Annotated in this window: 10 protein-coding genes; all 10 read left to right on the forward strand. The window is 67.0% G+C overall.

The genetic code is table 11. From position 1 onward, the window contains the following. Positions 1 to 45 precede the first annotated feature (45 nt). The 10 genes from glf to HUN07_RS01325 all read left to right on the forward strand — a co-directional run bounded on the left by glf (position 46) and on the right by HUN07_RS01325 (position 12,665). Positions 46 to 1,266 (forward strand): UDP-galactopyranose mutase, encoded by a 1,221-nt coding sequence (gene glf, locus HUN07_RS01280; protein WP_114724126.1) that lies wholly within the window; start codon positions 46 to 48, stop codon positions 1,264 to 1,266. Beyond that, positions 1,263 to 3,113, forward strand: a complete 1,851-nt coding sequence (locus HUN07_RS01285) for a glycosyltransferase (RefSeq protein ID WP_174907478.1) — start codon at positions 1,263 to 1,265, stop codon at positions 3,111 to 3,113. The genes glf and HUN07_RS01285 overlap by 4 nt, the downstream gene beginning before the upstream one ends. Continuing rightward, on the forward strand, positions 3,097 to 3,612 hold the full coding sequence (locus tag HUN07_RS01290) for a phosphatase PAP2 family protein (protein ID WP_114724124.1): 516 nt from the start codon (positions 3,097 to 3,099) through the stop codon (positions 3,610 to 3,612). The genes HUN07_RS01285 and HUN07_RS01290 overlap by 17 nt, the downstream gene beginning before the upstream one ends. Beyond that, complete coding sequence (locus HUN07_RS01295) at positions 3,609 to 4,514, forward strand: decaprenyl-phosphate phosphoribosyltransferase (RefSeq protein ID WP_114724123.1); 906 nt, start codon at positions 3,609 to 3,611, stop codon at positions 4,512 to 4,514. Before HUN07_RS01290 ends, HUN07_RS01295 begins: the two co-directional genes overlap by 4 nt. Next, positions 4,492 to 6,408 (forward strand): flagellar motor control protein ZomB, encoded by a 1,917-nt coding sequence (gene zomB, locus HUN07_RS01300; RefSeq protein ID WP_302675470.1) that lies wholly within the window; start codon positions 4,492 to 4,494, stop codon positions 6,406 to 6,408. Before HUN07_RS01295 ends, zomB begins: the two co-directional genes overlap by 23 nt. Positions 6,409 to 6,698: 290 nt before the next feature. Further along, entirely contained in the window at positions 6,699 to 7,697 is a 999-nt protein-coding gene (locus HUN07_RS01305) for an alpha/beta hydrolase (RefSeq protein ID WP_174907480.1), read from the forward strand. A 194-nt stretch (positions 7,698 to 7,891) separates the two neighbouring features. Continuing rightward, a complete protein-coding gene (locus tag HUN07_RS01310) occupies positions 7,892 to 9,778 on the forward strand; it encodes an alpha/beta hydrolase-fold protein (protein ID WP_174907481.1) in 1,887 nt (628 codons plus the stop codon). 133 nt (positions 9,779 to 9,911) lie between these two features. Next, positions 9,912 to 10,478: a DUF732 domain-containing protein gene (locus HUN07_RS01315; protein ID WP_174907483.1), complete on the forward strand. Its 567-nt coding sequence runs from the start codon at positions 9,912 to 9,914 to the stop codon at positions 10,476 to 10,478. A gap of 6 nt (positions 10,479 to 10,484) precedes the next feature. Continuing rightward, positions 10,485 to 11,477, forward strand: a complete 993-nt coding sequence (locus HUN07_RS01320; protein ID WP_174907485.1) for a cutinase family protein — start codon at positions 10,485 to 10,487, stop codon at positions 11,475 to 11,477. A gap of 186 nt (positions 11,478 to 11,663) precedes the next feature. Continuing rightward, positions 11,664 to 12,665, forward strand: a complete 1,002-nt coding sequence (locus tag HUN07_RS01325) for an LLM class F420-dependent oxidoreductase (RefSeq protein ID WP_114724117.1) — start codon at positions 11,664 to 11,666, stop codon at positions 12,663 to 12,665. The last annotated feature ends 125 nt before the right edge of the window (positions 12,666 to 12,790 follow it).

Consider the following 12,790-nt stretch of genomic DNA (forward strand, 5'->3'; position numbering starts at 1 on the left):
CACCGGAAAGGCGCACAGGCGGCGGAGTCGCCTACCCTGTTTTCCGTGACTGCCCAAAACGCGCCCGCACCGTCCGTAGGTCAGTACGACCTGATCGTCGTCGGATCCGGATTCTTCGGTCTGACGATCGCCGAGAGGGCTGCGACGCAGCTAGGCAAGCGCGTGCTCGTCGTCGAGCGCCGCCACCACCTCGGCGGCAACGCGTACTCGGAGGCCGATCCCGAAACCGGGATCGAGATCCACAAGTACGGCGCGCACCTGTTCCACACGTCGAACAAGCGGGTCTGGGACTACGTCACCCAGTTCACCGAGTTCACCGGCTACCAGCACCGCGTCTTCGCGATGCACAAGGGCCAGGCCTACCAGTTCCCGATGGGCCTCGGGCTGGTGTCGCAGTTCTTCGGCCGCTACTTCTCGCCGGCCGAGGCGCGTGCGCTCATCGCCGAGCAGGCCGCCGAGTTCGACAGCAAGGACGCGAAGAACTTCGAGGAGAAGGCGATCAGCCTCATCGGTCGCCCGCTGTACGAGGCGTTCATGAAGGCGTACACCGCCAAGCAGTGGCAGACCGACCCGAAGAACCTCCCAGCCGGCAACATCACCCGCCTGCCGGTGCGGTACACGTTCGACAACCGCTATTTCAACGACACCTACGAGGGTCTGCCGGTCGACGGCTACACCGCGTGGCTCGAGAACATGGCGAAGGACCCCAAGATCGAGGTCCGGCTGAACACGGACTGGTTCGACGTCCGCGACGACCTGCGCGCCGCCAACCCCGACGCCCCCGTCGTGTACACCGGCCCGCTGGACCTGTACTTCGACTACTCCGAGGGCGAGCTGGGCTGGCGCACCCTCGACTTCGAGACCGAGGTGCTGAGCGACTGCGGTGACTTCCAGGGCACCCCGGTCATGAACTACAACGACGCCGACGTGCCGTTCACCCGTATCCACGAGTTCCGCCACTTCCACCCGGAACGGGACTACCCCAAGGACAAGACGGTCATCATGCGCGAGTTCTCGCGCTTCGCGGAGAGCGGCGACGAGCCGTACTACCCGATCAACACCCCCGAGGACCGCGCGAAGCTCGAGGCCTACCGCGACCGCGCGAAGTCCGAGACGGCCAACGCGAAGGTCCTGTTCGGCGGGCGCCTCGGTACCTACCAGTACCTGGACATGCACATGGCGATCGCGAGCGCGCTGTCGATGTTCGACAACACGCTGCGTCCGCACCTCGAGTCCGGTGAGCCGCTGGCCGGAGACCAGGCGTGAGCGCGCTGCTGCAGCGGGTCCTGCTCCCGCGCGCCGGTGAACCGCTCGACGTCCGCAGCCTCTACACCGAGGAATCCGAGACCAACGCGCGCCGCGCGCACGCCACGTCGCGCACGTCGGTCTCGATCGGTGCCGAGTCCGAGGTGTCGTTCTGCAGCTACTTCAACGCGTTCCCCGCGAGCTACTGGCGGCGGTGGACCGTCCTCGAATCCGTCGTGCTGCGGCTCGAACTGTTCGGGCACTGCCGGGTCGACGTCTACCGATCGAAGGCGGACGGTTCTCGAATCCACGTGGAGGGCAAGGAGTTCCGCGAAGGAGTTCTCGAGTTCGACATCGATCTCGGCCCGTTCGAGGACGGCGGCTGGATCTGGTTCGACATCACCACCGACGCCGAGGTGGAACTGCGCAGCGCCGGTTGGTACGCGCCGGTCGACGCCCCGGGTGAGGGCCGCGTCGCGGTGGGAATCCCCACCTTCAACCGCCCCACCGACGCGGTCAAGGCGCTCACAGCGCTGGCGTCCGATCCCCTCGTTCTCGAAGTGATCGACGCCGTGATCATGCCCGACCAGGGCACCCGCAAGGTGCGCGACGAGCCGGGCTTCGCCGAGGCCGCCGCCATCCTCGGCGACAAGCTCACGATTCACGACCAGGGCAACCTCGGTGGCTCCGGCGGCTACAGCCGCATCATGTACGAGGCCCTGAAGAACACCGACAGCCCGTACATCCTGTTCATGGACGACGACATCGAAATCGAGCCGGACTCGGTCCTGCGCGCGCTCGCGATGTCGCGGTTCGCCAAGAGCCCCATGCTCGTCGGCGGCCAGATGCTCAACCTGCAGGAACGAAGCCACCTGCACACGATGGGCGAGGTGATCGACCGCTCCGTCACGATGTGGACGGGTGCGCCGAACGCCGAGTACGACCACGATTTCTCCGAGTACCCGCTGAGCGACCGCGAGAACTCGAAGAACCTGCACCGGCGCATCGACGTCGACGGCAACGGCTGGTGGATGTGCATGATCCCCCGCGTCTGCGCCGAGGAGATCGGTCTCCCGATGCCGCTGTTCATCAAGTGGGACGACTGGGAGTACGCGCTGCGCGCCCAGCGTGCCGGCTACCCGACGGCCACGGTGCCCGGTATCGCGATCTGGCACATGGCGTGGAGCGACAAGGACGACGCCATCGACTGGCAGGCGTACTTCCACCTGAGGAATCGCCTCGTCGTCGCGGCGCTGCACATGCCCGACAGCATCAACGGGCTGGTGCTGCACACGGTCAAGGCCACCGCCAAGCACCTGCTGTGCCTCGAGTACTCCACGGTCGCGATCCAGAACCTCGCGATCCAGGACTTCCTCGCTGGGCCCGAGCACGTCGCCGACCTGCTGCCCACCGCGCTGGGCACCGTCCACGCGCTGCGCAAGGAATACCCCGACGCCGTGGTGCTGCCGTCCTCGACGAGCCTGCCGCTCCCGTCCCGCGAGGACGTGGGCAACGTCAGCCTCCCGACCAACAAGGTGGCCATCGCCACCCGCCTGGTCAAGGGTCTGGTGCACAACGTCAAGAAGTCCAAGCCCGAGCACCTCGAGCAGCCGCAGCTGAACGTGCCGACGCTCGACGCTCGCTGGTTCCTGCTGTCGCAGGTGGACGGTGTCACCGTCACCACCGCCGACGGTCGCGGCGTCGTCTACCGCAAGCGCGACCCCAAGGTCGCGGCGCGGCTGCTCAAGGAATCGCTGCGTCTGCGGCGCGAGCTCGCCGAGCGGTTCCCGGAACTCGCGCGCGAGTACCAGGCCGCCGCGCCGGAGCTGACCAGCAAGGAGAGGTGGGAACGTGTCTTCGGCATCTGAGGTCCGGATCCTGCAGACCGTGCAGGCCACGATCGGGTCCAGGCCCCAGGTGATCCGCGCGGCGCGCGGGCTGTCGCACTTCGGTGAACACGCGCTCGGCTGGGTGGCCGTCGCCGGTGTCGGTGCGGCACTGGACAAGCCGCGACGTCGGCGCTGGGCAGGCGTCGCGGTCGGCGCGGTCGGCGCGCACGCGGCGTCGATCGTCATCAAGCGAGTCGTCCGCCGTCCCCGGCCGAACGACCCGTCCGTCCAGATCAACGTGTCGACGCCGAGCAAGTTGAGCTTCCCGTCCTCGCACGCGACATCCACCACGGCGGCGGCGGTGCTGCTCGGTCGACTCACCGGGCTACCCTTGCCTGCGGTACTGGTCCCGCCGATGCTGCTCTCGCGCCTGGTTCTCGGGGTGCACTACCCGACCGACGTGCTCGCGGGGTCGGCACTCGGCGCCGTGTCCGCAGCAGCAGTGCTGCGGGCCGAGCAGAAGTTTGGAGTGAAATGAGCGAGGAGCCGGCGGTCGTCACCGGACCCCCGAAGACGCTGGCCGGAGGCATCGTCAAGGCCGTCCGTCCGCGCCAATGGGTCAAGAACGTGCTCGTGCTGGCGGCCCCGCTGGCCGCCGGGTCCGTCACACAGGGCGACGTCCTGCTGCCGGTCGCGATCGCGTTCGTCGTGTTCTGCATGGCGGCGTCGGGCATCTATCTCGTCAACGACGCGATGGACGTCGAGGCCGATCGGGCACACCCCACCAAGCGGTTCCGGCCCATCGCGGCCGGCGTGCTGCCGGTCAACATGGCCTACGGCATGGCCGTCGTCCTGCTCGCCGGTTCGATCCTCCTGTCGTTCGTCGCGAACTGGCAGCTCGCGGTCGTCATGGCCGTGTACATCGGGATCCAGCTGGCGTACTGCTTCGGCCTCAAACACCAGGCCGTCCTCGACATCTGCATCGTCTCGTCGGGCTTCCTGCTGCGCGCGATCGCCGGTGGTGTGGCCGCCGAGATTCCGCTGTCGCAGTGGTTCCTGCTGATCATGGCGTTCGGATCGCTGTTCATGGCGGCCGGCAAGCGATACGCCGAGCTCCAGCTGGCGGAGCGCACCGGCGCGAAGATCCGCAAGTCCCTCGAGTACTACACCGGCACCTACCTGCGGTTCGTGTGGACGCTGTCGGCGACGGCTGTCGTGATCTGCTACGGGCTGTGGGCCTTCGAGCAGGATCGCGCGAACGACACCAACCTGTTCGCGATCTCGATGGTGCCCTTCACGATCGCTATCCTGCGATACGCAGTGGACGTCGACGGTGGCGAGGCGGGCGAGCCCGAAGAGATTGCGCTTGGTGACCGAGTGCTCCAGTTCCTCGCGATTGCCTGGATCGGAGTAGTAGGTGTCGCTCTCTACCTCATCTGAGCCGACACGCACCACCGACGAACCCGTAGTTGATCGGAGCCCCCAGGGCAACCGCATCAGCCGCGCCGTGTTCGTCGGTGGTGTCGTCGTCACGGCATTCCTTTTCGCCTGGGGTGCGTGGCAGCGACGGTGGATCGCCGACGACGGGCTGATCGTGCTGCGCACGGTCCGGAATCTGCTCGCCGGCAACGGTCCCGTCTTCAACGCGGGGGAGCGCGTCGAAGCCAACACCAGCACGCTGTGGACGTACGTCGTCTACGCCTTCGGCTGGATCACGCAGGCCCGGCTCGAGTACGTCGTGTTGACGATCGCCCTGGTCATGTCGGTCGGTGCGATGGTGCTGGCAATGTTCACCGCCCGGCGTCTCTACGCGCCGACCATGTCGGCATCGGGCAGCACGATGGTGCTTCTGCCCGCCGGAGTCCTCGTCTACATCGCCCTGCCCCCGGCCCGGGATTTCGCGACCTCCGGTCTGGAAACCTGCCTGGTCATCTTCTGGATCGCCCTGCTGGCGCTGCTGCTCGTGCGATGGGCGCAGGCCGCCGACCCGTCCCGCGCCTCGGTCCTCACACTGGCGTTCGTCGCCGGGCTGAGTCCGCTGGTGCGTCCCGAGATGGCGATCCTCGGCGCCCTCGCCCTCCTCATGGTTCTCCTCTCGACCGGAATGGACTGGCGCTCGAGGACCGCGGTCGTCGTCGTGGCGGGCCTGGTGCCGGTGGCCTATCAGATCTTCCGCATGGGCTACTACGGTCTGCCGTACCCGAACACGGCGGTGACGAAGGAAGCCGGCGGTTCCGAATGGAGCCAGGGCTTCACCTACCTCGGCAACCTGGTCGGGCCGTATCTGTTGTGGCTTCCACTGCTTCTGCTCGGCGTCGGTGCCGGGCTCGTCTGGTGCCTGACCCGGTCCACCCGCACCGCTGAGATCGCGGTTTCCGCGCCGTCGCGGGTACTCCGATTCCGCGGTTGGCTGCGCAGCACCCGTGGGGTCGTGGCCTTCATCCTGGTCGGCGGAGCCCTGTTGGCGGCGTACGCCATTCGCGTCGGCGGCGACTTCATGCACGGACGCACCCTGCTGCCGGCCCTCTTCTGCCTGCTGCTGCCGGTCGCCGTCGTCCCGATCCGCGTGCCGCGGGCAGGGGACCGGCAGGACCGGCGGGCGATGATCCTCGGTGCCGGATCGCTCGCGGTCTGGGTCGGCATCGTGGGGTGGGCCGCATGGGCCGCCAGCCTCGTCGGCATGCCGAACGGCACCGTTGTCGGCAGGAGCGGCATCGTCGACGAGCGAGCGTTCTACTCGCTCAACACCGGCCACAAGCACCCGATCCGTGCCGAGGACTACCTCGACTTCCCGCGGGTACGCGCGATCGTCGAGACGATCGCGGACACCCCGGACGGTGGTTTGTTGATGTCCTCCGGCGCCCAAGATTTCATGTGGGTGGTTCCGCCTCCGGTGCCGATCCCGCCGGGCGGCGCCGGCCACACGGTGTTCTTCCCGATGCTCGGAATGGCGGCGATGAACGTCCCGCTGGACGTTCGTGTGGTCGACAACATCGGACTGGCGAACCCCATCGCCGCGCACACGGATCGACTTGCCGACGGACGCATCGGCCACGACAAGGACCTGCTCCCGGACTGGCTCGTCGCCGACACGGGGATGGTGCCAGTGCATCCGTGGTTGCCGCCGTTCATCGATGAGCGCTGGGTGGCGGATGCTCGAACGGCGCTGACCTGCCCGCAGACCCAGGATCTGCTCACGTCCTATCGCTCGGATCTCACGTGGGCCCGGTTCAAACAGAACTTCCGACGGTCCTTCGAGTTCGCCGACTATCGGATCGACCGCATCCCGGCGTACGAGATCCAGAGGTGTGGGCTCGGAACTCCGACGTCGTGAGGGTTCACCCGGGTCGAAGTGTCTCGTTTGCGTAACGCTACGCTGCGACGAATCGATCCAATCACGTGACGAGCGGCACACGAGGAGATCCCTCGCCGTTGCATTGAGTGCCATTTGTGTCAACGCAAACCGTGACATAAAGTCCACCGAGCGCAGTGTGACTTGGATGAGGTCCGCTACCGGCCTTGTCGAAAGCGGGCCGGTAAATGCCTTGTTTCCCGACGGAATCCGACGGTGCCCACTCTCCTGAGCGGGGCGCCGCAGACGAAGACGAAGAGAGAGCAGTATCCATGCGTTTTGATCGACAAAGGTTGACCCGGCGCTTCAAGCAGCGGGTGATGGCGCTCGGTGCTGCCGCCCTGGTGCTGCCTCTCGCCGCCGGAATCGCGGGCGGTGCAGTCGCAACTGCCGCTCCGGCGCGCGCCGTTGCTCCCGCGGGCGGATACGAAGAGCTCTCGGTGCCTTCGTCGATGGGGCCGGTCAAGGTGCAGGTCCAGTGGGCCGCCCGTGGTGGCGACGCCGCTCTCTACCTGCTCGACGGTCTTCGTGCTCGTGATGACGCCAACGCGTGGACCTTCGAGACCAACGCACTCGACCAGTTCCGCCTCGACGACGTCACCCTGGTGATGCCGGTCGGCGGCCAGTCCAGCTTCTACACGGACTGGTACGCGCCCAGCAACTTCAACGGGCAGCAGATCACCTACAAGTGGGAGACGTTCCTGACCAAGGAACTTCCGGCCTACCTCGCGACCCGCGGTGTCTCGCGCAGCAACAACGCCGTCCTCGGACTGTCGATGGGTGGCTCGGCCGCACTGACGCTGGCCGCCTACCACCGGGACCAGTTCAAGTTCGCCGGGTCGCTCTCCGGGTACCTGCACATCTCGGCGCCTGGCATGCGTGAGGCGATCCGCGTCGCAATGCTCGACGCCGGCCGCTTCAACGTCGACTCGATGTGGGGCCCGCCGTGGAGCCCCAACTGGCTGCGCAACGACCCGTTCGTGTTCGCGCCGAAGCTCGAGGGCCTGTCGATGTACATCTCGGCGGCGAGCGGTCTGCCCGGCAAGTATGACAACCCGCGCAAGGCCATCGACTACTACAACGCGGCGAATGCGATGGGCCTCGAGGCGCTGTCGCTGGCGAACACCCGCGCGTTCCAGCTGCGCCTGGCCACGCTGAAGATCCCGGCCACCTACAGCTTCCCGGCGAACGGCACCCATGCATGGGGCTACTGGTCGGACGAACTGTGGAAGGCCCGTGGTCAGATCCTCGACGCGCTCGGCGCTCGGTGACCGCAACCATGACCTGAACCGATATGCCATCCTCCACGCCCTCGGGCGCGGGGGATGGCATGTCGCATTCTGTAACGACAAATTCACTATCCCACCAGCGCGGCAACCCCACTTCGAAGGTCCTTCCGTGTAGTAAGGAAGCGATGTTCTGGCCCAGTTGGGGGCGTCCGCCACGACGAAGGAGAGTTGTCCCGATGCGATTAGGTCTCGAGCGGCCACAGCGCCGCGAAGGAGCCGGGGGAGGTTGGCGCAAGCGGGCGCTCGGCTTCGCCGCGGCCGCGCTCGTGCTGCCGATCGCGGCGGGCCTGACGTCGGGTGGCACCGCTGTCGCCCAGTCGATCGGCTCCCCCGAGGCGCCCTCGACCATGCAGTCCGGGGTGCCGGGCACCGTCCAGCGCGTCGACTGGCTCACGGATCGTCGGGTCGCGGTGTGGGTCAATTCGCCGTCGATGGGCGTCCCGATCCAGGTGCAGCTGCTGCTCGCACGGGACTGGAATGCCAAGCCGGACGCCAAGTTCCCCGCCGTCTTCATGCTCGACGGCATGCGTGCGCGCGACGACGAGAACGGCTGGACGCTCGACACCGACGCCGAGGCGTTCTTCGCCGACAAGAACGTCAACGTGGTGCTGCCGATCGGCGGCAACTCCAGCTTCTACGCCGACTGGCTCGACCAGAACAACGGTCACAACTACCAGTGGGAGACGTTCCTCACCAAGGAACTCCCGCCGATCCTCGAGGGCCAGTGGCGGACCACGCAGACGCGTGGTGTCGTCGGCCTGTCGATGGGCGGCACGTCCGCGATGATGCTCTCGGCGCGCAACCAGGGCTTCTTCAAGTTCGCCGGTTCGCTGTCGGGCATCCTGACGACCACGACGCTCGGTATGCCGCAGGCCATCTCGTACGCGATCAACGACGCCGGCGGATTCGACGCCGACGCGATGTGGGGCAACCCCACCAACGACGCGTGGGCCGCGCACGATCCGTACCTGCTGGCCGACAAGCTCAAGGGCGTCAGCCTCTACATCTCCAGCGGCAGCGGAACGACGGGTCCCTACGACCAGCCGTCCGGCATCCCGGGCATCAGCACCAACTACGCGGGCATGGGTCTCGAGATCCTGTCGCGCCTCACGTCGCAGACGTTCACGACCAAGCTGCGCAAGCTGAACATCCCCGCAACCGTGAACTACCGTCCGTCGGGCACGCATTCGTGGCCGTACTGGGAGTTCGAGCTGCACCAGCTGTGGCCGCAGCTCGCCAACTCGCTCGGCGTCGAGGTCGACAAGCCGGCCTGCGGTCCGAGCGGTGCCATCGCGCCGGTCGCGAACGGCAACAAGTGGATCGGCGACTGCCTCACCGGTGAGTACTCCGTGCCCGGCGGTGTGGCGCAGGACTACCGCTTCGGTCGGATCTTCCACTCGGGTAGCGGTACGTACCCGGTCGCGGGACGCATCGGTGGTGCGTACCAGGGTGCCGGCGGACCGGCCGGTGACCTCGGAATGCCGACGACCCCCGAGATCGTGCTGGCCGACGGCCGCGGGCGTCTGAACCATTTCCAGAACGGTTCGGTCTACTGGACGCCGCAGACCGGCGCGCACGCGGTGAGCGGTCCGATCCGGGACACCTGGTCCAAGCTGGGCTGGGAGACCGGTGGACTGGGCTACCCGACTGACGACGCGGTCAAGATCCCGGGCAAGGAAGGCCTGATCCAGAGCTTCGAGGGCGGTGCCGTCTACTGGACGCCGCAGACCGGAGCGAATGCGGTTCAGGGCCTGATCATGAAGAAGTACGGCGAACTGAACTGGGAGAACGGCTGGCTCGGCCTGCCGCTGACCAACGAGGTTCCCGTGAAGGACGGCGGTCGCTTCAACCGGTTCCAGAACGGCAACATCTACTGGAGCCCCGCCAGCGGCGCATGGTCGGTCAAGAACGGCCCGATCTTCGACGCCTGGAAGGACGAGAACTACGAGAACGGCCGTCTCGGCTTCCCGATCGGTGACCAGCGAGACATCCCGGGTGGTGTCGAGCAGAACTTCCAGCATGGTGTCATCACCATCAAGGACGGCAAGGCAGCGATCCGCTGACCTGTAGCTGACCACGTGCGGGCGGTGACCGGATCAGACGATCCGGTCACCGCCCGTGCCGCATCTGTAGCCTGTTTCAAGAGTCTGTACCGGTACGTACACCGATACGACCCAAGTCAACGCAAGGACTGATATGCACTTCTTACGCACTCGTTCCGCGCTGGCCCGCACTGTGGCCGTCGGCGCTATGACGCTCGCTGCCGGCAGCCTGCTGGTCGCCTGTGGCGACGACGACACGACGGCGACGGGCAGCCCCACCACCACCACCACGGCGGCGTCCACCACGTCCAAGGCGCCCTCCGGTGGCGGCGCGTCGGCGGCCCCGGTGGCTCCGGAGCAGACTCCCGCCCAGGGATCGGGCGGCGGTGCCACCCAGCCGGTCGAGGAGCCGCAGGCAGTGCCGAGCGGCTTCCCCGGCCCGACCGAGGTGCCGATCTCCCCGCGCGGAGAGGCCTTCCTCAACGGGCTGAAGAAGGAGGGCATCACGCCCGCCTCCGACGGCCTCATCGCGGTCTCGACGGCCGACTACATCTGTGCTGCCGGCGAGCAGGGCAGCTCGGACGCGGAGATCGCCACGTTCGTCACCGCCGCCGTCGGCAGTGAGGCGAGCGCGGCCGGTCAGGAGCTGACACCGGAGCAGGCCGGGAAGAACGCCCAGGTCTACATCCGTGTCGCGCAGGCCGAGTACTGCAGCAAGTAGCAATCGATGACTGTGAGCGGACGCGGGACGCGTAAGTCGGGGAAGAATCGGGGACGTAGGCGGTTCGGGATCGTCGCCATCGTGGCGGCACTCCTCGTGCTGGTCCTCGTGCTGTTGGCGATCTGGTATCTGCTGGCGGGGCGCGTGCCCTCGCCGGTACCGCCGACGCCTCCGGGGCCGACGCCGCCCAGCGCGCAACCGGCCGACTGCCCGGATGTCCAGGTGATCTCGGTTCCGGGTACGTGGGAGTCGAGTGTCGGCGACGACCCGCACAACCCGACCGCGAATCCCGCGTCGCTCATGCTCAACGTCACCCGGCCGCTGCGGGAGAGCTTCTCTCCGCAGCGTGCCGACGTGTACACCGTCCCGTACGTCGCGCAGTTCTCCAATCCGATCGCGCTCCCGCCGGATGGTCAGGAGTCGTACAACAATTCCCGGGCCGCAGGTACCGAGGCCACCATCGACGTCATGGAGCGCCGGTACGCCGAATGCCCGCTCACGACGTACGTGCTGGCGGGCTTCTCGCAGGGCGCGGTCATCGCGGGCGACGTCGCGGCGCGGATCGGGGCCGGCGACGGGCCGGTGCCCGCGGACCTGGTGCTGGGCGTCGGCCTCATCGCGGACGGCCGGCGGGATCCGGCGGCGGCACCCACCGTCGGGCCGCCGGTCGCCGGTGTCGGCGCCGAACTGGCGCTCTCCGGGCTCAAACTTCCCGGCATCACGATGACCGGCCCGCGGCCCGGCGGGTTCGGCGCGCTCTCGGACCGGGCGTTGCAGATCTGCGCGCCCAGCGACGGAATCTGCGATGCCCCTGCCGAAGCGCTCAAGGTCGGAAACTGGCTCAGCAGTGCGTCGCGTCTCGGCGAGTACTACAACAATCCTGTTCACGCGCTGTACAACTCGTTCGTCGTCGACGGAAACGGGACCACCGCGACGCAGTGGATCACGAACTGGGCGACCGAGAAGATCGAAGCGGCTCCGACGCCTGCGCACGAGTAGCGGTTCGCGCCCGGGCGCACCGAGTCGCACCGAGTCGGCGGAAGTGGCTACCTGGCGGTCAGTTGCGCGGTAGTGTCCGTGCTCGCGGCCCGATCACGGGTCGTAGGGGTGGGTCCCTATGCTGATGGGTTGGTGCCCGACGGGCCCAACCATGCTCGCGTGCGTGAAGTGAGGAAGAAGGCTTTGATGAGTTCCACCGACGACTCGGGTATCCGAGTGCCGCGTAAGTTCCGGTTCGCGGCCGGTGGCGAGGGGAACGCCGAGGAAGGCGGTGCCCGTCGATTCGTCAAGCTGGCGCAGAAGGCCGAGGAACTGGGCTACGACAGCTTCATGATCCCGGACCATCTGGGCAACCAGGTCGGACCGATCGCCGCGCTCGGCGCGCTCTCGATCGCCACGGACAAGATCCGGCTGGGCACGGCTGTCCTCGCCAACGGCTTCCGTCATCCCGCGGTCCTCGCGAAGGACGCGGCCACCATTGACGTCCTGTCGGGTGGTCGCCTCGAGCTCGGCATCGGTGCCGGGTGGATGAAGGAAGAGTTCGACAAGGGCGGCATCGAGTACGAACGCCCCGGTGTCCGAATTGCGAAACTCGAAGAGTCCCTGCAGATTCTGGACACGCTGCTGCGTGGCCAGGAGTGCAACTTCGAGGGCGAGCACTACCGGATCAGTGGTCTCAAGGGCAGCCCGCGCCCGCGACAGGGCCCGCGCCCGCCGATCGCGGTCGGTGGCGGTGGACCGAAGATGCTGGCGCTGGCGGCCAAGTACGCCGACATCATCTCCGTGGCCACCCCGACCAATGCGGAGGGCCGGCTGCTGCTGTCGGGCATCACGATGGAGAACACCATCGCCCGCGTCGAGCGGATCCGGGACGCCGCGGGTGATCGCTTCGACGACATCGAGCTGAACTGGACCATCACGATGATCCTCATCACGGATGACCGTGAGCAGGCGGCGGAGATGGCACTGGCCGCCCTCGATCAGGGATTCCCCCCGAACATCGAGGTAGACGTCAAATTGTCGGTCGAGGAGATCCTGAACTCGCCGTACCTGGCGATCGGGTCGTACGACGAGATCGCGGATCAGATCCGTAACGTACGCGAGAAGACGTCGATGTCATATGTGGGTGTGTTCCCGACTCAGATGGAAGCTTTCGCGCCGGTGATCCCATTGCTCCGAGGCGAATAGATCGATGCACATCTGTAACATGTTGCTGGTTTCGAGTCGATGGAGTGACTCGTAGGCATGTCGTCTACGTCCCGAAAGTTGCGAGTGACTACCACTGAACAGGGTAGCCACGAGCGGCGACAAGT

Origin of the sequence: Rhodococcus sp. W8901, from assembly GCF_013348805.1 — a bacterium.
Taxonomy (GTDB): Bacteria; Actinomycetota; Actinomycetes; order Mycobacteriales; family Mycobacteriaceae; genus Prescottella.